The organism is Candidatus Bathyarchaeota archaeon A05DMB-5 (genome assembly GCA_019685655.1).
GTDB lineage: Archaea > Thermoproteota > Bathyarchaeia > Bathyarchaeales > Bathycorpusculaceae > DSLH01.
On record JABFQP010000002.1, the window covers coordinates 56279 to 76064 of the forward strand.

20 protein-coding genes and 1 tRNA gene are annotated in these 19786 nt (G+C 41.4%); 11 read left to right on the plus strand and 10 right to left on the minus strand.

The features are described from left to right. Nucleotides 1–38 precede the first annotated feature (38 nt). The 3 genes from HM003_03135 to HM003_03145 all read right to left on the minus strand — a co-directional run bounded on the left by HM003_03135 (nucleotide 39) and on the right by HM003_03145 (nucleotide 2651). Nucleotides 39–536, minus strand: coding sequence for a hypothetical protein (locus HM003_03135; GenBank protein MBX5328334.1), 498 nt, complete (start codon nucleotides 534–536; stop codon nucleotides 39–41). Nucleotides 537–616: 80 nt separating this feature from the next. Further along, on the minus strand, nucleotides 617–1135 hold the full coding sequence (locus tag HM003_03140) for a DUF367 family protein (protein ID MBX5328335.1): 519 nt from the start codon (nucleotides 1133–1135) through the stop codon (nucleotides 617–619). After that, nucleotides 1119–2651, minus strand: coding sequence for an NAD(P)H-hydrate dehydratase (locus HM003_03145; GenBank protein MBX5328336.1), 1533 nt, complete (start codon nucleotides 2649–2651; stop codon nucleotides 1119–1121). The genes HM003_03140 and HM003_03145 overlap by 17 nt, the downstream gene beginning before the upstream one ends. Before the next feature lie 133 nt (nucleotides 2652–2784). Here HM003_03145 and HM003_03150 point away from each other — a divergent pair, with 133 nt between their 5' ends. Continuing rightward, nucleotides 2785–3024 carry an Lrp/AsnC ligand binding domain-containing protein gene (locus HM003_03150; protein ID MBX5328337.1) on the plus strand — a complete coding sequence of 80 codons (240 nt, stop codon included), beginning with the start codon at nucleotides 2785–2787 and terminating at the stop codon, nucleotides 3022–3024. 91 nt (nucleotides 3025–3115) lie between these two features. Beyond that, nucleotides 3116–4456 (plus strand): DUF1743 domain-containing protein, encoded by a 1341-nt coding sequence (locus HM003_03155; protein ID MBX5328338.1) that lies wholly within the window; start codon nucleotides 3116–3118, stop codon nucleotides 4454–4456. Here the strand turns inward: HM003_03155 and HM003_03160 are convergent. After that, nucleotides 4453–4716, minus strand: a complete 264-nt coding sequence (locus HM003_03160; GenBank protein MBX5328339.1) for a hypothetical protein — start codon at nucleotides 4714–4716, stop codon at nucleotides 4453–4455. The two genes, HM003_03155 and HM003_03160, sit on opposite strands and share 4 nt — an antisense overlap. 90 nt (nucleotides 4717–4806) lie before the next feature. Between HM003_03160 and HM003_03165 the strand changes: the two genes are divergently transcribed. Both HM003_03165 and HM003_03170 read left to right on the plus strand, forming a co-directional pair. Beyond that, the gene (locus HM003_03165) at nucleotides 4807–5115 is read left to right on the plus strand and encodes a hypothetical protein (GenBank protein MBX5328340.1); all 309 of its coding nucleotides are present in this window, start codon (nucleotides 4807–4809) and stop codon (nucleotides 5113–5115) included. A 105-nt stretch (nucleotides 5116–5220) separates the two neighbouring features. Continuing rightward, complete coding sequence (locus HM003_03170) at nucleotides 5221–7986, plus strand: alanine--tRNA ligase (GenBank protein ID MBX5328341.1); 2766 nt, start codon at nucleotides 5221–5223, stop codon at nucleotides 7984–7986. Nucleotides 7987–8032: 46 nt separating this feature from the next. Here HM003_03170 and HM003_03175 read toward each other — a convergent pair whose 3' ends face one another. The 3 genes from HM003_03175 to HM003_03185 form a co-directional block, all read right to left on the minus strand. Then, the gene (locus HM003_03175) at nucleotides 8033–8503 is read right to left on the minus strand and encodes a hypothetical protein (protein ID MBX5328342.1); all 471 of its coding nucleotides are present in this window, start codon (nucleotides 8501–8503) and stop codon (nucleotides 8033–8035) included. Between the two features lie 46 nt (nucleotides 8504–8549). Continuing rightward, the gene (locus HM003_03180) at nucleotides 8550–8801 is read right to left on the minus strand and encodes a GIY-YIG nuclease family protein (protein MBX5328343.1); all 252 of its coding nucleotides are present in this window, start codon (nucleotides 8799–8801) and stop codon (nucleotides 8550–8552) included. A 235-nt stretch (nucleotides 8802–9036) separates the two neighbouring features. Further along, nucleotides 9037–9723, minus strand: coding sequence for a Dna2/Cas4 domain-containing protein (locus HM003_03185; GenBank protein ID MBX5328344.1), 687 nt, complete (start codon nucleotides 9721–9723; stop codon nucleotides 9037–9039). 320 nt (nucleotides 9724–10043) lie between these two features. On the opposite strand from HM003_03185, the gene leuS reads away from it, so the two are divergent. The 4 genes from leuS to HM003_03205 all read left to right on the plus strand — a co-directional run bounded on the left by leuS (nucleotide 10044) and on the right by HM003_03205 (nucleotide 14633). Continuing rightward, a complete protein-coding gene (gene leuS, locus HM003_03190; GenBank protein MBX5328345.1) occupies nucleotides 10044–12953 on the plus strand; it encodes a leucine--tRNA ligase in 2910 nt (969 codons plus the stop codon). Between the two features lie 45 nt (nucleotides 12954–12998). Continuing rightward, a tRNA-Arg gene (locus HM003_03195) sits at nucleotides 12999–13110 on the plus strand. 219 nt (nucleotides 13111–13329) lie between these two features. Next, a complete protein-coding gene (locus HM003_03200; GenBank protein ID MBX5328346.1) occupies nucleotides 13330–13713 on the plus strand; it encodes a hypothetical protein in 384 nt (127 codons plus the stop codon). Between the two features lie 161 nt (nucleotides 13714–13874). Then, the gene (locus tag HM003_03205) at nucleotides 13875–14633 is read left to right on the plus strand and encodes a helix-turn-helix domain-containing protein (GenBank protein ID MBX5328347.1); all 759 of its coding nucleotides are present in this window, start codon (nucleotides 13875–13877) and stop codon (nucleotides 14631–14633) included. Here HM003_03205 and HM003_03210 read toward each other — a convergent pair. Next, entirely contained in the window at nucleotides 14599–15309 is a 711-nt protein-coding gene (locus HM003_03210) for a hypothetical protein (GenBank protein MBX5328348.1), read from the minus strand. The two genes, HM003_03205 and HM003_03210, sit on opposite strands and share 35 nt — an antisense overlap. A gap of 74 nt (nucleotides 15310–15383) precedes the next feature. On the opposite strand from HM003_03210, the gene mtnA reads away from it, so the two are divergent. From mtnA to HM003_03225, 3 genes are read left to right on the plus strand one after another with little or no spacing between them, the layout of a single operon-like run. After that, complete coding sequence (gene mtnA / locus HM003_03215) at nucleotides 15384–16412, plus strand: S-methyl-5-thioribose-1-phosphate isomerase (protein ID MBX5328349.1); 1029 nt, start codon at nucleotides 15384–15386, stop codon at nucleotides 16410–16412. Nucleotides 16413–16444: 32 nt separating this feature from the next. After that, nucleotides 16445–17002 (plus strand): tRNA-intron lyase, encoded by a 558-nt coding sequence (gene endA, locus HM003_03220; GenBank protein ID MBX5328350.1) that lies wholly within the window; start codon nucleotides 16445–16447, stop codon nucleotides 17000–17002. Nucleotides 17003–17016: 14 nt separating this feature from the next. Beyond that, complete coding sequence (locus HM003_03225; GenBank protein MBX5328351.1) at nucleotides 17017–18312, plus strand: histidine--tRNA ligase; 1296 nt, start codon at nucleotides 17017–17019, stop codon at nucleotides 18310–18312. Here the strand turns inward: HM003_03225 and HM003_03230 are convergent. Both HM003_03230 and HM003_03235 read right to left on the minus strand, forming a co-directional pair. Continuing rightward, nucleotides 18309–18779, minus strand: a complete 471-nt coding sequence (locus HM003_03230) for a hypothetical protein (GenBank protein ID MBX5328352.1) — start codon at nucleotides 18777–18779, stop codon at nucleotides 18309–18311. The genes HM003_03225 and HM003_03230 overlap by 4 nt on opposite strands. Then, on the minus strand, nucleotides 18776–19663 hold the full coding sequence (locus tag HM003_03235) for an RsmB/NOP family class I SAM-dependent RNA methyltransferase (protein ID MBX5328353.1): 888 nt from the start codon (nucleotides 19661–19663) through the stop codon (nucleotides 18776–18778). Before HM003_03235 ends, HM003_03230 begins: the two co-directional genes overlap by 4 nt. Nucleotides 19664–19786 lie beyond the last annotated feature (123 nt).

The window sequence follows — 19786 nt, forward strand, 5'->3', positions numbered from 1 at the left end:
CTCAAAAATCGAAAAAGTGTACATTTAGAGATACGTTTTTAAACGATTAAAAATGTTAAGGCAATAGTTAAAGACAGAAACACCAAAGCAAGCACAAACGACAAGAAGACGGAACGCCGCAGAACCTTCCATGTTTGTTTTAGAAGGTTCAAGTCCCCTACGCCGATTTTTGAAGGTTTATATTTTGTGAAGTCTTTTGCAAAATCTAATAATTCATAGTCGCTTATCCGAGTTATAATGTAAAGCCCAGTTATAATTATCAATATTGGAAATGCAGAAACAATGGACCATATGATTACGAAAACCCATGTTAAGAAAAGAGGCGGAGCGAAAGCTATTCCAGCTAAGAATATTAGGTTGTGAAATATTTTTCTTGGTTTTCCATAAGGGTTCCAGATAAAATATGTTCGTGTAGATTCAATGGTGAAAGAGGTTTTATTGTAAAGTGAGGAAAATTTCTTCCATCGCAGGAAAAACGTAAGGCAATTTGCGGTTGCTATAATGAACACTATTAGGCTGGCAATGTTTTCGTACACTGTGTACCGCGCACCTTTGCACTTAAAACTATAAAGGAGATATTTTAAAGTCTGTCGGAGCTGTTTACAATGTTGATAACTTAAATTTCCATGAAACGCTTTTGTAGTTGTACTACGTCTTTGCTGTCTTTCGCGTTTGCGTAGCCTTCTAATTGGTCATGGTTTATTTCAAGAAAGGTGTGTCCCCACTTGAAAACTGAAAGCAACTGTTCAGCTTCGTTTTTGAACCCAGCGATGTACAAAGCTGCAGCTAACGCTTCCACGGTGCTAAGTTTTGTGGGTTTTCCAAAATTAACAGGGTTTCCAGCGATTAAGTAAGGCAAGCATCTGGAGGTTCCTCTAACATTTTTCAGCAAAGCCTTCTCCGCGTGTTCCCAACTGAAGTCTAAAGCAACTAACCCAAATTTCTTGATTCTTTCTTTGTCGGCTGGTGAAAATGCAATTTTAGACAAGGGATTAAGTACAATTGCTCTTCTCGGCAAAAATTTTATTTGGTGAACTACACGAACGAGTCCGTGGCGTTTAAGCTTTAAAGCTGTACATTTTTTGGGGTCGCATTGTTTGGCATGGTATACAATGATTTTAAGTTGTTTTTGCACTTGTTTTGCGCACCTTTAAGTGGCTCATCGGGTCGTTTAGGACCTGTGGAATCCATTCCAGTAGGTCTGTAGAAATCATGTGATGACCCTTTTCTTCTGAAACAAAGTCTCCGGCGGCTCCGTTGACAAAAGCTCCGGCAGTAGCAGCTTCAAATGGGTCAGTCTTCTGAGCGAGAAGGGCGCCAACAACGCCAGAGAGCACGTCTCCTGTTCCGCCAACTGTCATGCCTGGGTTGCCTGTGAAGTTGAGTTTGAAACGTTTCTCGTCTGCGATTATGTCGACTGGTCCCTTAAGTAGTATCACTGCGCTTAGTTCTGCCGCAGTTTTTTGCACTTCAAGAATTTTTTCTTTCAAAACTTCTGGCAATTTTTTACCAGTTAATATGGTATATTCTCCGGCGTGAGGCGTCAATACGAGAGGTGTTTTCAGTTTTCTTTTGAACTCTGCAAAAGCCTTTAAGCCGTCTGCGTCCAAAAGCAAAGGCTTACCTGCATTTTCGGCAATTTCAATTATGGCTTTGACAGTTTCTTTGGTTTCTACGTGTAATCCCAGACCTGGTCCCAGCACGACGGCGTTAACAGTTTCTATGTAGGTTTTTAATGTTGGCAGGTTGGTTATGTTCAGGTGTTTTCCTTCAAGCTTTATCGTTATTAAGTCCGGCGTCATGGAGGAAACTGCATGCGCGGTTTTTTCTGGAGCCGCAACATAAGCAAGGTCTACGCCTGTTCGTAAAGCAGCTAAAGCCACAAGTGTAGGCGCGCCGGAGTATGTTTCACTTCCGCCAATGATTAGTAAGCGTCCGAAGTCTCCTTTATGAGATTCTTTTGGTCGTGGTTTAGAAACAAGTATTACGTCTCCTGGTCCAGCGAAATTTTCGAGTTCTTTTGGTAATCCTATGTCTTTTACGATTAATTCTCCAATGTAATCTCTGGCTTTTTCAAGTCCTTGTTTCGTTCTGTGAAATGTGATTGTTAGGTTTGCTTTTACTGCTTCGCCTAAGACTTCGCCTGTGTCTGAGTCTATTCCTGTTGGCACATCTACTGCTATTCTAAAGGCGTTCATAGCGTTGATTTTTTGAACCAATTGCAGAATAGGCGGCTTTAGTTTTCCTTTTGTGCCAGTTCCTAATAACGCGTCAACGACTATGTCTGCGGTTATTTCTGGTATGAGTGCGCTGTCGTATACTTCATGAATGATGATGTTTTCTTTCAAAAACTGTAAGGCATTCCAATTTTCTAAAGCCGCTTTATGGGAAATCTCCTTTGCTTTGCCAGCGAGAATGGCTGTGACCTTAAAATCTAATGCGGAGAGATGTCGCGCTGCGACGAAACCGTCACCGCCGTTGCCGCCTAAACCGCAGAAAATGGCAACGGTTTTGTCTTTTGGAAATTTCGATGCGATTTCTAGGGCGATGTTGTGTCCAGCATTTTCCATGAATTGAAGCTGAGAGACCCCGAAATATTCAGCGTTAAGCTCTAAAGCACGCATTTCGCGGCTTGTGATAGTGGTTGACATGCTTAAACCTAATAGTTATTATCTTAAACAGAAGATAAGAGTATCTTTCCAAATGGAGTGCGCTTGTTCATTTCTGTTTTTATAGCAAAATATTTTAATGTACAACGTTAAACATTAAGTGAGGAGATTTAAAATGCCTACAGCGTTTGTGCTGATAAATACGGAAATAGGGTCAGAAGCAGATGTTCTGAAGGATTTGAAGAAAGTTGAAGGCGTAGATGAAGCCTATGCAGTCTATGGAGTCTACGACATAATTGCGCGGGTTAAAGCAGATACAATGGATAAACTGAAAGAAATTGTGACATGGCGTGTCAGAAGGCTTGACAAGGTTCGCTCAACATTAACAATGATAGTTGTCGAAGAAACAAAATAGCACACGCTTCCTCTTTTTTCATTCACACCAAAACAACACTTTTAGCATACGCTCCGCTATTCTCTAAATCGTAAAGAAAAGGTTGCCATAGATGACCACAAAAACAATGCACATAGGATTCGACGATACCGACTCCATAAGAAAGGGATGCACAACCTACGTTGCCGCTCTTCTCGTGGAAAAACTGCAAAAGCTAGGCGCAACTTTTATTGATTATCCAAACTTGGTTAGGCTGAATCCTAACGTGCCGTGGAAAACCAGAGGAAACGGAGCCTTATGCCTAAGAATACGATACGATGAGCGTGTGGAAAACGAAATTAAAGAAACAGTGATGAGCGCTGTGGAAGAGCAAGCAGACCTTGAGTTTAAGGGAACAGACCCCGGCATAGTTTTCTTTAAAAGAGCCAACATTCCAAAATTGGTTAAGAGTTTTGCCAAAAATGCCATAACGGGAATTGTAAGTTTGAAAGAGGCGTTAAATCTTCTGAGATTATTTAGAGCAGAAGCAGTGGGTTTCAAGAATGGCAGAGGAATCATTGGCGGTTTGGCTGCCGTTGGCGAGCCACTTCAAGGAGACCACACGTACGAAATCATTGCGTATCGGGTTCCAGAAAATTATGGTTCAAAAAGACGCATAGATGAAGCTTCAATTTTTGAAATGGACAAGGCTACGGCGCCATACACTTTTAACAATGTTGACCTTGAGAAAAAGCGAGTTATTATAACGCCGCGGGGACCCGACCCAATACTTTTTGGTATCAGAGGAGAAACTCCGGAAATTGTGAAAAAGGCTTTTTTTATGGTTAAGCCTCTTGAGCTGGTTGAGCGGTGGGTCATTTTTCGCACGAATCATGGCACGGATGCGCATCTTAAACGGGTTAAAAGTCTTAGCGAGATTAAGCCTTATCATCCGGTTATTGCGAGAGGAACAGTGGCGTCAAATCCCATTGTAATTCCGAGAAGACACGTTGTTTTCGCGATAAAGGATGACAGCGCGCAAGTTGACTGTGCAGCCTACGAGCCAACCGGGGCTCTTAGGAAGGTTGCGGGAAAACTGTTAGTTGGAGATTTCGTGGAAGTTTATGGCGGCGTAAGAGCGCCGTCGAAGGATAAACTGTTGACTGTGAATCTTGAAAAAATTAGACTGTTGAAGCTTGCGCCGAAAATTATCAGTCACAATCCGCTTTGTCCAAAATGTGGCAAACGCTTAGAGTCTATGGGGAAGAATAAAGGGTTTAGATGTAAAAAATGCGGTTCAAGATACGCGGACTTCAAAAAAATTCAGACTCGCGTGAAGCGTGAAGTTAAAAGAGGTCTTTACATTACATCAGCTAGGTCTCAGAGGCATTTGACGAAGCCTTTTAGGCGTTATGGAATGGAAAAACACAGCAAAGAGCATGGAGAAATGATTGAGGGGTGGCGTTTTCCTTAGGTTTTCTTGTTTTCGTCGACTTTGAAGATTTCGCATAGCATTTGGTAGAGTTCGTCGCCGCCTTCCATTTTTGAGAATAGGTCTTTTTCTGCTTTCAGTATGCGCTCCATGGTTTGGTATGTTCTTCGCCATTCCATTTCTTGCCACATCATGCGGTAATGTTTCTGTTCAACCCATGCTCTAAAAATTAAAACGACAAACATGCCTATGGTAACCAGAAGGTTCAATATGTATATGTCTAGCAACTCCGTGTTTTTCACCTCCTCACTGCAAACATTTTTTTATTCTTAATAACAAAACGCATTTAAATCAAACTTTTCATAACACACGCCAATAAAGAGGAATATTGAATGAGCGAGTTAGTTACTCCCCTTGTTTATCAATTGGGCGTAGGCGCCGTAGGCGGCTTCATCTGCGGATACGCTATTAAGAAAATTAGCAAGCTCATAGTCATCTTGATAGGCGTCTTCCTAATAGCCCTCGTATACTTGAGCACTCAAGGAATAATCAACATAAACTACAGTGCACTTTGGGACGCTGTAGCCGGATGGCTTGGTGGCGCCCAGCAAGCTGCATCGTGGCTTGTTGGCGTAATATCGGTTTTACCGTTCATCGGAAGCTTCGCCGTGGGCTTTCTGTTAGGCTTCAAACTTGGTTAGCGAAATAGTTTAAATGTTTGCTGTCCGTTAACCTTTTGAAAACTTAAATTACACATTAATTGGAGCGCTTAAGAGTTGGATAGGTTTCCCGCAGAAGAATACAATATTCCATTTTTTAAGGAGACAGATTACGTTAGGAAATTGTGTCCTAAGTGCGGAAAATATTTTTGGACGCAAAACCATAGCCAAGAAACTTGTGGTGAAGCGTCTTCAGACGAGTGTGCATGTTACACGTTTATAGATAATCCGCCTACTCGGAAAAGTTATGGTTTGCGTGAGATGCGTGAGGCGTTTCTTTCGTTTTTTGAGAAGAATGGACATACACGTATAAAGCCTTATCCTGTCGTGGCGAGGTGGCGAGATGACATTTACTTGACGCATGCGAGCATTATTGATTTTCAACCTTACGTAACGAATGGTATTGCTCCGCCGCCTGCGAATCCGCTTGTGGTTTCTCAGCCTTGCATAAGATTGGTGGACATAGCAAATACTGGACCAACGTTTGGCAGGCATTTGACGATTTTTGAGATGGGTGGGGCGCATGCGTTCAATTATCCGGACAGGGAGGTTTACTGGAAAGATGAGACTGTTCGGTATCATCATCGATGGGTTACGGAAGTTTTGGGTGTAAAATCTGACGAGGTTACCTACAAGGAGGAAGTGTGGTCTGGAGGCGGAAACGCTGGACCTTGTTTAGAGTCTATTATTCGAGGTTTGGAGGTTGCGACGCTTGTTTTCATGCAATACAAAGTTGTTGATGACGAATTTGTTAAATTGCCAATACGGACAGTTGATCCTGGTTATGGTATGGACCGTTATGCTTGGCTTTCGCAAGGCGCTCCAAGCGGCTTCCATGCGGTTTATGGCGACTTGCTTGACAGATTGTTTAGAATGGCGGGTTTGGCTAAAATTGACGTTGAATTGTTAAAGAAAGTGGCTAAGTTTTCCAGTTTGGTTAATTTGGATAAGACTGCGAGTAGATTGGAGACTCGTAAGAGGGAAGCGGCTCTTGTTGGCTTAAGCGTGGATGAGCTTGACAAGTTTTTGGTTCCTATTGAGAATGTTTTCGCGGTTGCGGACCACACTAAATGCCTTAGCTTTTTGCTTGCTGAGGGTGTTGTTCCATCCAATATTCAAGAGGGTTATTTGGCGAGGCTCATGTTCAGAAGAGTCTATAGGCTTTTGAGGATGCTTGGTATTTCAGACAAGCTTTATGACATTGTCGATTTGCAGATTCGTCTTTGGGGTGAGGATTTCCCGCATCTTAAGGAAATGCAGAACGAGATTATTGATATGCTACAGGTGGAAGAGGAGAAGTTTGGAGACACGCTTAAACGAGGCGAAGGAATGGTTAAGCGGATTTCAGCAGAGTTAAAAGCGAAAAGGAAAAAGGAGATTCCAGTAGAAACTTTAACTGAACTTTATGATTCGCATGGGCTTCCGCCTGAGATTGTTAAAGAAGTTGCAGAAAAAGAAGATTTGCAGGTTGCGATTCCAGACAATTTTTACACTTTGATTGCTCAGAGGCACATGCAAGCTGAGAAGCATGTTGAGGAAGAGGTTAAACCAGAAGAACGGTTGGAAACAGCGGTTTCAGGTTTGCCGGAAACTGAGCAGCTGTATTATAAAGACGCTTACATGCAAAGCTTCGATGCTAAAGTTCTCAAGGTATTGTTTGGCGAATACGCAGTTTTAGATAAGACATGCTTTTATCCTGAAGGCGGTGGACAACCAGCTGACACCGGCTTTCTTGAGTTTGACGGGAAGAAAGTTGAGGTTCTTGACGTAAGGAAGGTTGGCAGAGTCATCGTTCACAAAGTCAAAAGCAAGGTTCTTCCAAAAGAAGGCAGCAAAATCACTGGCGTTATTAATTGGGATAGACGTTATGGTCTAATGAAGGCTCATACGGCTACGCATTTGATTAATGGTGCTGCGCGGCGTGTGTTGGGGCAGCATGTTTGGCAGTTTGGAACGCAGAAGGGCATTGAGAGTTCTCGATTGGATATTTCGCATTATCGGAGGCTTACGCCTGAAGAGGTTCATAAAATTGAGATTTTGGCGAATCAGGCGATTTTGCAGAATATGATAGTTACGACTGTTTGGATGCCGAGAAGCGAAGCGGAAAGCCGTTACGGTTTTAGGCTTTACCAAGGCGGAGCGGTTCCAGGCAAGGAAATCCGTGTTGTGGCTACTGGTGATTGGGATGTTGAAGCGTGTGCGGGAACGCATTTGAGAAGCACTGGTGAGATTGGTTTCATAAAGATAATTCACACGGAACGAGTGCAGGATGGCGTTGAAAGGCTTGTTTATTCTGTTGGGATTCCCGCTTTGAAGTCTGTGCAGGAAAATGAGCGGTTGTTGTGGCGTGTCTCAGAAATATTGAATGCGCCTTTAGAGAAGCTGGACAAAACTGCGGAAAGGCTTGTTAAAGAGTTGAAGGAAGCGAATGCGGAGAGAAGAAAACTCATTAAAGAATTGGCGGAACGTGAAAGCGCTGGAGTAGGCGTGGGAAAGGCTGAAGAAGTTAAAGAAGTAGGTGGGATAAAGCTTGTTTTTCGTGATTTTAAGGAAGAAATTGATGTTGACCGCATGGTTCAAACTGCAAGCGAGGTAATCAAAAGAGACGATGCAACAGTCGCGGTTTTTTATGGTTCGGATGGAAAGAACGCACGGATAATGGTTATGGCTGGAAAAACTGCGCTAGGAAAAGGTGTAAATGCTGGCGAAGTAGTACGTGAAACCTCAGCAATCATTGGCGGTGGAGGCGGAGGAAAACCCAACTTCGCGCAAGGCGGCGGAACAAAACTAGAAAAACTGCAAGAAGCAATAAAAAAAGCAGAAGAAATCCTAAAGAAACAACTAAAATGCTGATGTTTTACGGTTATCCTACACCAATTTACAGTTTGTTAAGGAAACGCTATATTTTTGCTAGTGCTTTTTCGTAGTTGGCTACTATGTATTTTTTGCCTTTTTGTATAACCATGTGTCCTTCTTTTTCTAAAAGCTTCTTTTGCGCTTCTGCTCCGCCAGGATATTTCTCGTTTAAAACTCCACCTACTTTCAACGTTCGCCAGTAAGGCGTAATTTTCTTTTCACCCTTTTCGCGTTGTTCTTCTGCTGCGTAAGCCGCAACCCAAGCAAAAATTCCAGTAGTGATTGGACAGCCAATTGTTGCACCGTGCCTTTTAGCAAGAGCTGCCCGAATCTCATTAATCGTAGTAACCTTTCCTTCTGGCACTTTCCGCATAATCTCGTCAACTTCCAATGGTGCAGGAATAACCACGGTGCCCGTGCCCCATTTCTTGCTAATTTTGCCAGTAATCTTCTCCACTTTAGACAAGCCTTTAGCGTCGTGCAGTTTTTCGCTCCAGCTTTTCTTTTTCGCCATACGTTTTCCTCTAGCAATAGTTTCTAAGCATTCAGCTAATAAGCCTTCAACAAGGCTTAGACTTTGCAAGCTCAAGTTTCTGGCGGTGAGTCATCCTTTTGATTATTCTTTCTCTTTTCATAGCTTCTGACCGAGAATTGAACTCTTCAACATAGACAAGTTTCTTCGGCTTGTGCATCCGCGTGTATCTGGCGCCTTTTCCATTAACATGAAGCATCATCCGCGAATCTAAATCCTTCGTGTAACCAGTGTAGAAGCAGCCGCCCTTACACTGAATAATGTAAACGTAGTAAGGCATCCACCAAACTCCACGCCAAATTTACGCTTTATCTCTCCATTCAGCACACAACCACATATAACAATTACCTCAACACATACTCCTTCTCTTCTTTTTCGGGAATATATCACCCCACTCAACTCCTCGTGTCTGCCTTTCCTAGAGGGAAGAATGATGATTATTAACTACGTAGGAGAAGGGACATGTTTTTACCCATTCTCTTCTTAATGACTAGTTTAACTAATTGGTTAATTGGTTATTTGATTTTTGTCTGGATTTTTTCTATTCTTTCGGGACAATTAGCTTTGGCAATATTACAGAATAGACATTCATTTTCACTCGGAGCTTTTGCTGGTGGAGTGTCTGCACCCAAAATGTTTAGCCAATAATTAAGGTGGTCAATAAATCTCTCGTCGATTATACTTTGAGAAACTTCAATCCTAGTATTAGGGTAATACAAGAGGCAACCCTCAAGTTTTATATCTTTGTATTGATCAAAGCAAAGTGGAAGACAATACAGATAAATCATTAATTGAATTTGATATGAATCCTTTTGTATCCCACTTTTACATTCATAAACTGTGGCCTTGTTTCCTGAAAGGGCAACCAAATCCGGCATTCCATTGAGAGTAAGTTTTGGCTTGATTTCCAGAGAAAAACGGTTAGCATCCTCAACAAAAACTTTCTCGCCTTTTGCTATTCGCTCCTCTCTAAGTTCATTAATCATGCGGCTGTGCTCTAGTTGATATTTAATAAATTCGCATTTGGATGGCACTTTCTCATAATTTGTATAGTGGGTTTTAAACCATGCAGACCAGAGACATCGACTTTCTCCTGCCATCAATTTTGCAACCCAAGTAACCCAAATAAATTTTTTAAAACGTTTATCATTCCCTTTTTTAGGGGAGAAGGCTAAAGTTGCCTTCTCTTTGGTTAATTCCATGTGATTTACCAATCTGATGAGTATTTCAGACAAAGAAATAATTTGTGAAGAGAAAATAAGCATGGAAAATCTGTATTTTGCATTACTTTTAGATTATTGAAGAGAATAAAGTAAAAATGTGACTTCAAATCTTACCAAAGCCCCTTTTGGTCAGTCTAAAAATTCAACCTATTTATAAGGGGGGCTATAGCTCTCCGCGCACAGCAAAAGATTAATCCAACCACATACACATTAACCACTGGTGCACAAAATGAGGGATAAAGTTCTCTGCCCGTGAAAACAAAAACTTTAATACCCCTCAAACCAAATCAGAAAGCTTTATGGAATTTTTGAAAAAAACAGAAGAAAAATGGCAAAAACGCTGGGAAAAAGCCAAAATTTTCGAAGCAAACCCAGACCCGAAAAAACCAAAATACTACATAACAGTGGCTTACCCATACCCAAACTCGCCACAACACATCGGACACGGAAGAACCTACACACTAGCAGACGTACACGCACGCTACATGCGCATGCGCGGCTACAACGTATTATTACCAATGGCATTCCACTATACTGGCACGCCAGTCCTAGCCATGGCTAAACGCCTCGCAGAAAACGACAAAGACCTCATCAAAGACTTCATAACCATCTACAAAATCCCAAAAGAAAAACTCAAAGAACTAACCGAACCAATCACAATGGCACGCTACTTCCACCAAGAAATCAAAACAGGCATGAAAGAAATAGGCTACTCAATCGACTGGCGACGCGAATTCACAACCGTAGACCCACACTACAACCGCTTCATAGAATGGCAATTCCAAAAACTACGCAAAGGCGGATACATAAAACGTGGAAGCCACCCTGTAGGCTTCTGCCCAAAATGTGGAAACCCAGTTGGAATGCACGACACAAAAGGCGACGTAGAACCAGAAATCGGCGAATTCACAGTCATAAAATTCAAACAAAACAGCATAGTCTTCCCAACAGCCACACTACGCCCAGAAACAATCTTCGGCGTAACAAACATCTGGCTAAACCCAAACGCAAAATACGTAAAAGCAAAAATCAACGGCGAACAATGGATAATCAGCAAAGAAAGCGCCGAAAAACTAACCTACCAAAAAAGAAAAGTCAAAATTATAGAAACCTTCGAAGGAAAACAACTCATAGGCAAAAAAGTTGAAAACCCAGCAACCAAAACCAAAATCCTAATCCTCCCAGCAGACTTCGTTGACCCAAAAAACGCAACAGGCGTAGTAATGTCCGTTCCCGGACATGCGCCATACGATTATGTCGCACTAGAAAACATAAAGAAAACACCGTCAAAACTGAAAGAATACGGAATAACAACCGACGCCATAAACGCAATCAAACCAATCTCCCTAATCCAAGTTCCAAACTACTCAGAAATCCCACCAGCAGACGTAGTCAAAAAAATGCAAATCCAAAACCAAACAGACCCAAAACTAGAAGACGCAACAAAAGAAGTCTACCGCCACGAATTCCACAACGGCAAAATGAAACAAAACACAGGCAAATACCAAGGCATGACCGTGGCAGAAGCAAAAGACAAAGTCAAAAAAGACCTAATCGCTGAAAACAAAGCCACAACAATGTACGAGTTACTAAACAGACCAGTTCTATGCCGCTGCGGAACAGAATGCATCGTAAAAATTCTGGAAGACCAATGGTTCATAGACTACGGAAAACCCGAATGGAAAGCCCTAGCACGCAAAAACCTAGAAAAAATGGAAATCCTACCAGAAGAAATGCGCCCAGAATACAACTACGTCATCGATTGGCTACACGAAAAAGCATGCGCAAGAAAATCCGGAATGGGCACAAGACTCCCATGGGACAAAGAATGGATAATCGAATCCCTCTCAGACTCCACAATATACATGGCATACTACACAATCGTTAAGCACATAAAAGAACACAAAATCAAAGCAGAACAACTAACAGAAAACGTCTTCGACTACATTTTCCTCGGAAAAGGCAACCCAACAACCATAGCCAAAAAAACCAAAATAGACACAAAAACACTGAAAGCAATGCACAACGAATTCTCATACTTCTACCCACTCGACAGCAGACACTCAGCCCACGAACTAATCCCAAACCACCTAACCTTCATGATATTCAACCACACCGCCATATTCCCAGAAAAACACTGGCCACGCCAAATAGTAACCAACGGACACGTCCTAATGGAAGGCGCAAAAATGAGCAAATCCTTCGGAAACATAATCCCACTACGAGAAGGCCTAACCAAATTCGGCGCAGACCCAATAAGACTCAGCGTCTTAGCAACCGCCGAACTACTACAAGACGTCGACTTCAGCCCATCAGTAGCCAAATCAATGCGCGAAAGACTAGAACGCCTACACAGATTCGTCGCCGAATTCGCAAAGAAAAAACACACAAGAAAAACGCCAAAAAAACTGTCAGCCATAGACAAATGGATGCTCAGCCGACTACAAGAACACATAAGAAAAACAACCGAAGCCATGGACAAACTAGCAGTGCGCAAAGCCATACACACAGCAATATACGAGCTAGACCAAGACTTCCAATGGTACCAAAAACGAACTGAGAAACAAAAAGAAAACAGCGATAAAACATACGTAATAGATGAAGTTTTAGACGCCAAAATCCGAATGCTAGCCCCAGTAGCGCCTCACATATGCGAAGAACTATGGGAAATGATGGGCAAAAAAAACTTCGTGTCAACAAGTTCTTGGCCCACACCAGACAAAACAAAAATAGACATAATAGCTGAAGAAAACGAAACCCTAATCATGAACGTACTCGAAGACACGTCAAACATCATAAAAGCCACAGGGATGAAGCCCAAAAAAATATTCTACTACACGGCTACACCATGGAAATGGAAAGTTTATTCAAAAATTCTCGAAAAATCCATTTCTGGAAAAGTTCAAAAAAAAGACTTGATGAGAGAATTGATGGCCGATTCTAATTTAAGAGCAAAAGCAGAAAAAGTAGCAAAATTCGCCAATCAAATCATCGAAGAAATCAACCACATGCCAGAAGAAAGAAAGAAAAAACTAACACAAATCGTAACCATAAACGAGCACGAAACACTAAAAGAAGCCGAAAACTTCCTCGAAAAAGAACTCCACGCCAAAATACACATCTACAACGAAGAATCTGCAGACCGCTATGACCCCAAAAACAGAGCACAACAAGCAAAACCATATCGCCCAGCCATTTACATAGAATAAAATATATCACGGCAAAACTCCTTTTCTTATACGACCAAACTCAAAGGGCCCGTGGCGCAGCATGGACACCAAACAAGCCAAAAAGCGCGTCAGCCTTCTAAAACTAAGCATTGAAGAAAGCTGAACGTCCTGGGTTCAAATCCCAGCGGGCCCGCCAAAACTTTATTTCATAAAAAATGTTTCTTGTTTTTACCTTTTTAACAAAGATGAAAACAGTATGCTTGCTGCAATTGCGTTTACTCGTGAAAGAATTTATTTTCCTCTTTACGATTTTCTTTGCGCCGTTAGGCTTATGAATTTTAATTGCGTTGTCTTCACACACCAGAACACTTTACCCTTAAATCAAGGGACTCTAAACTTTAAAAAGGAGTTCCAGATGTTCGACGAAGAAAACCTCTTCAAAGCCAAGATTGTGCAATTGATTCTTATTAAAGAACCCTATAAAGCCATAGAAGCACTTAGTCACCATTACAAGGTTGATATTCCACATTTGAAAGTTGGAATGCCGAAGAAGTGCAGTAAAAAAGTTGGGTGTTATGTCGCCAAAACCAAAACCATTCACGTTATGAACCAAGAAAAACTTGAGGAGCCCTTCGTGATTCTGCATGAGTTTTACCATCACCTCCGGACACAAGACGGAAAACACAGAGGCACAGAGAAGCATGCAGACAAGTTTGCAGAAGAATTCATCGAAGCTTTCAAAATCTGTCACAAGTATTCTTATCATATTTCTTACAATTACAAGAACCAAACTACATGATAGATTATTGCATAACTTAACTGATTTTTCGTTTTAGCCATAACCATGAATTATGCTAATTCTGCCTCTTCGCTTTACGAACGGAAATTTTAAATTGGTAATGCAATAATAAATGGTAAACACTCTAGTATTTGAGTTATCCTTGTATAAGGGGGAAAGTTATGAGCACACATGCAGACGAGTTAAAACTTCGCTTAATGACCATTGAACTACTTAGAACTGCAAAGTACAAGAGAAACATCACATATCGCGAATTAGCTTCTAAAACAGGTTTGCCCGTGACAGTTCTAAGTAGATACGCGAAGGGACATGTTTTGCCGAACACCGCAAGAGCGAAGCAGCTTTGGAAAGTATTGTCAAAACTTGTTGGGCTAGAAGTGGAGCTTCGCAGCAGAATAAAGTTTGACGAAGACGGATATTTCGATAATACTGACATTATAGGCGATTTCAACATCATCCAACAAGCAGCCAATCACGCGCTCGCCATTTTCGCAGGGAAACGTGTGACGAAAGTTTTGACAGCTGCTGTTGATGGAATACCGTTAGCAACCATGGTTGCAAACGCATTAGGCGTCAATTTGATACTTGCAAAGAGAAGCAAGGAGGTCGGGGTTAAGGCTTTTTTGGAAGAAACCTACGTGTTAGGCAAAGACTCAGGCGTGACTATGACACTTTACATTCCAAAGGAAGCCATCAAAAAACGGGACAGCGTCTTAATCGTTGATGATATGATTAAAACTGGAGAAACACAAGCGGCATTGGTGAATCTTGTTCGAAAAGCGAAGGCTGAAATTTCAGGAGTTTTCTCGCTCATAGCTGTTGGAGAAGAATGGAAAAAGAAACTGAAGTTAACCGGTGAATGCCCAATAGAAGTCATAACCTATGTTAAAGCGCCCTATGAATCGGGCACTCGCTCCTAACTAAGCATGCACCACATTTTCCTTTTCTACAATAGTCTTTGCCTAGCCTAAGTAGTGCTGTTTCAAAGTTAATGAAAGATTTTCCTGCAATCTCGTTCTGGAGCCAAAAAGTTTTTAGCTGTTTTAGCGCGTCTTTGGCTGCTGCTCCTTTTCTTACTATGCCAAGATTTTCCGCTGCGAGAACTACTAAGCTTGTTGGATTTGGGTCAGCTTTTTCCCAAATTTCACGCAGTTCTCTTAGGAAGATGTTTACTGTTACGTCGCCAATGCCTTTTCCCAAATTTTTTAGTCGCTTTTCTAAATCACGCGAGTCAGAAGCTTTGTTGTGGATGTTTATCAAGCGTCCATCATATTTTTCAATGAGATTTTGCATAACTTCTAAAAGTTTGTCTGCTGTTTTGAAATCGTAGCGCGTGTAGCTACCTTCGTCAAGGATTCTAACTAAACCATCCCAGCCAGTTTCAGAAACTCGGTTTGGTGTCAAAACGTCATACTTATGGAAGCACTTGAAAGTTTTGATGGCTGAATTTTCTGTTATAGGTGCTCCGAAAAGTATAGCCGCAAGAAACCATTTGAAAATTTCTTCCTCTTTTCCATCTGAGAGATTTATACCCAATATTTCAGAGTATCTCGTCCCGAGGTTTTCAAGGAGCGTTTTCAGTTTTTCACGTTTCATAAGCAATATTCACTTGTCTAACAAAATTTTATACAGCCTACTGCATAAACGGTTTACTGAGGTTTGCTGCAACAATGAGGCGAACAATAGAATGGCGCAACGGAACAGTTGTCACAATAGACCAGACAAGGATTCCACACGAAACAATAATTCTCAAGATGAAAAGCTGTGAAGAAGTGGCTGAAGCAATAAAAACCATGAAAATAAGAGGAGCACCACTATTAGGAGCAGCTGCAGCTTTTGCTTTAGCTTTAACTGCTCACAATTCCCAAGCAAAATCCAAACAAGAGTTAATCAGAGAGTTGGAGAAATCAGCAGAAACTCTAAAGAGAACACGACCAACAGCTGTTAACCTTTTCTGGGCGATAGACAGAATCATGTCTAAATCAAAAAATTTTTCTGGAAACGTTGCAGATTTAGCTGCTTTTGTTGTTGATGAAGCAAAGAAAATAGCTGATGAAGACGCCGCGGCAAACCGTTTGATTGGCAAATACGGAGCTGAACTTATACATGACGGTGATGTGGTTCTGACACATTGTAATGCTGGCGCTTTAGCTACAGTTGAATATGGCACAGCTTTAGGCGTCATAAGAGCTGCTTGGGAACAAGGAAAAAAGATTAAGGTTTTTGCCACTGAAACTCGTCCGAAATTGCAAGGCGCAAGGTTAACAACTTATGAGCTCAAGAAGGAAGGCATTCCGGTCACTTTGATTACTGATGGTATGGTTGGCTATGTCATGTATAAACGGTTGATTAGCATGGTTGTTGTAGGAGCTGACAGAATAGTTACTGATGCAGTTATTAACAAGATTGGAACGTTCACAATTGCTGTTTTAGCTAAAGAACACAACATACCTTTCTATGTTGCTGCTCCAAAATCCACTTTTGACTTTTCACGCAAATCGGATGAGGTTGTGATTGAAGAGAGAAAACCGGAAGAAGTCACACATGTGGGCTCTTATAGAATTGCTCCTGAAGGAATAAGCGTTCTTAATCCAGCGTTCGACATAACTCCGCTTGATTATGTCACAGCAATAATTTGTGAAGACGGCGTGTTGCACAAGAAAGATTTTGACAAATTTAAAGCCAACGTCTATAAGTGAAAAAATGTAGCTTATGCTGGTTGAGGATTTGTATGAGCAAAAGAGAAGAGAAAGAACCTAGCCGTTCTGAATTCAAAGTTAAAGGTACATTAGTGGAGAAAGGAGTTAAAATTTCTGAAAAACAAAACATAAATGAGCTTTCGTCTCGAGGGTATGGTGTTAAAGAAAACGATGAGCTCTTGCTGACTTTTTATGAAGCGCTTTACCTTTTGGATAAGGGATGGTTAGATGTTGAGGCGAAAAAGGGCAAGAAGATGGATTTTCAACAACTTCTGCGATGTTATGAGGATTTAGAGGAGAATGCTTGGGTTAAGTATTTGACTTACCGAGATTTGCGAAGCCGCGGATACACCGTTAGAGAAGGTTTCGGTTTAGGCGTTGACTTTCGTGTTTATGAAAAGGGCGAATATGGCAAAAACACGGCTAAATACCTAATCTTAAGCATTCAAGAAGGCAAACCGATTCCAATTGAAGATTTAACACGCATAATGCTACAGTGCCAAAGCCTAAAGAAAGAACTAGTTTTAGCCGTTATGAACCGCAGAGGAGAAATAGTTTACTATTCGGTTTCACAATTAACCTTAAAATAACGGAGAAATCGTTGATGCCTACTTTCAAAACTGTTCGTGGAATGCGAGATTTTCTGCCAGAAGAAGCGAACATGTTGAAGTTTATTGAAAACAAAGCTAGAAGAGTGGCAGAACTTTACGGATACAAAGAAGTTGTAACGCCTGTAGTGGAATCCTACGAGCTTCTTGCCGCGAAGGCTGGCGAAGAAGTTCGCTCGCGAATGTTTGTTTTCAAGGATTTAGGTGGACGAGATGTGGCTTTGCGTCCAGAGTTTACGGCTTCCGTTGCTAGAGTGGTAGCGACAACCTTGAGAACTGAACCTAAACCGCTTAGGCTTTTCAGTTTTGGCACTGTTTATCGTTATGATGAACCACAAAAGGGACGTTATAGAGAGTTTTGGCAATCGAACTATGAACTGATGGGTTCAAGCAAGCCAGAGGGGGACGCAGAAATATTGATGCTGACTAATAGTCTCATGGCAACTTCTGGGTTGAAGAAGTATGTTTTCAAGGTTGGACATGTGGGAGTTTTGAGGGGAATTTTCGTTCAAGAAGAATTGGAGGATGATGTGCAAAATGCGGTTATGCAGCGGATGGATAAAAAAGAGTATGAAGTTGCGCTTGAAATGGTTAAAGATGCTGGAGCTTCTGAAAAGTGCGCCGATGTTCTTCAGAAGCTTGTGACAATTAAAGGTAGCGAAATTTTTGAGGCTGTGGGAAAAATGAAGGCGGTTGTTAAGGGATATGATAAGGCTGTTTCTGCGGTTGAGAATCTTGCTGCAATTCTGAAGTTAATGGTGGAAAGCGAATGTAAAATGGATGTTATTGTTGACGCTGGATTTGCTAGGGGGCTTGAGTATTACACCGGAATGATTTTTGAAGTGTACGTGCCGGAGTTTGACATAGCCTTGGGTGGAGGTGGAAGATACGACCAGCTTATCGAGTTGTTTGGCGGCGAACCTACACCAGCTGTTGGTGTTGCTCATGGAATAGATAGGATAATGTTGGCGTTGCAGATGCAGAAGGCTGAAGTGGAAACTGGAGAGAAAACTGTCATGGTTATTCCAGTTAAGGAAGAGTTGAAAGGGGAAGCTTTGAAAATTTCAAGACTGATGAGAGAAGCGGATGTGCCCGTGGAAGTTGAGGTTATGGGAAGAAAAGTAACTACAGCGTTAGAAGATGCAGATAGAAGAGGAATGAGTTACGCAATAATTGTCGGGGAGAAGGAATTGAAAGAAAATGCAGTTGTTATTCGAAATTTAGCTAAGAGAGAACAAAAGATTGTAAAAATTGAAAAGATAGTGGAAACAATAAGAGGTCGGCATGTTTAGGTTTGATGTGCTTCTCTTCTCAGAAAATCCCCTATGTCCAAAATATTCTTTACGGCAACTTTGCACTTTTTCTCGTCTAAATTGCAGAGTATTTTGCCGAAACCTAAACATTCGCCACGTTGATTAAGGATTAAAGCGTAAGCGCCTCTTCTTTTTGCACCGAATACTTGAATTATCCCCCCTTTAAATACGTCTCTTCCGCAAATGAAAAACCACTCTGTCTTCTTGTCAACGATTATTTTGTTTGCTTTTTCTTTAGCAATCATTTTTAGCAAAATAAAACTTGGAAAAAATTTGTTGCCCTTAATTTTTCCTAGATAAGCTCCAACGTAAAAGAAGTCTTTGGCAACTGCTTTTTTCAGATTTTCGTTGATGAGGAAGTAGCGGTTCTCTTTCTTTACTATTAAATTTTCGTTTAATTTGATGCTTGCACCGAGGCGATTTGCAAAATCTTTTAGGGGCTTCACAGTTTATTACGCCTTTTCAGTTTACAAACGAAGAACCCTTGCGTTTGTTCAGGCCATATTCTCTTACAATTTCTTATAGAAGCGTCTAGTTGTTTATTGAAAATGTTGGTTGGTGCTTCTTCGCCGTAGCAGTTGATTTTTTCGGTTTGGAGGTTTAGCGTTTCTATTGCCCAGTTGATGTTTAGTTCGTTTTCTTCTGGTTCCAGCGAGCATGTCGCGTAAACCAGTTCGCCATCGTTTTTAAGAATTTTAGCTGCTTCGGCTAACATTTCTCTCTGAAGTTTAGCGTTTCTCTCCACATCTTTGATTGTTCTTCGCTTGAACCAGTCCTTGTCGGTGGAGAAGTTTCCTGAGCATGAAACATCCAAGAGTATCCTGTCAAATTTCATGTTAAGCCTTGAAGCTTGTCTTGCGTCCATCTTATAGACAACAGTGTTGTGCACATTGCATCTTTCTAGATGGTTAGATAATGCTGTCAATCTGCACTTGTCCACGTCCAAAGCTACTATTACGCCGGTGTTATGCATTAAATCAGCTAGTTGAACAGTTTTTCCGCCTGGAGCCGCGCAAGCGTCTAAAACAATCTTATTTTTTAAATCTGTAAATAATGTGGCTGGAATTTGAGCTGCTGCTTCTTGTATTGAGTACAAGCCTAAAAGGTATTCGGGAGTCGCTCCAACTGAAAATTTTGATTTACAAATCCAATAGCCATCGTTAAGAAAAGAAATCTTCTCAAGCTCTATTCCCGAAGCTTGCAGCCTTTTAACAAGCTCTTCCTCAGCAATATTCATTTTGTTTACTCTGATTGCTTGTTTAGGCTCCACGTCTCTAAATCTCCAACCGAGCATTTCATAGCGGCTAACAAAAAACTCCTTGCCAGACATAACTCCATAATAAGACGAGTCCTCATAAAAACTTGATGTTCTACGTATGCAGAAAAATCAAAAGCAAATTACAACACGCAAAAACAAAACGGCTATTGTGAAAACCGTGTTTGGAACAACAAC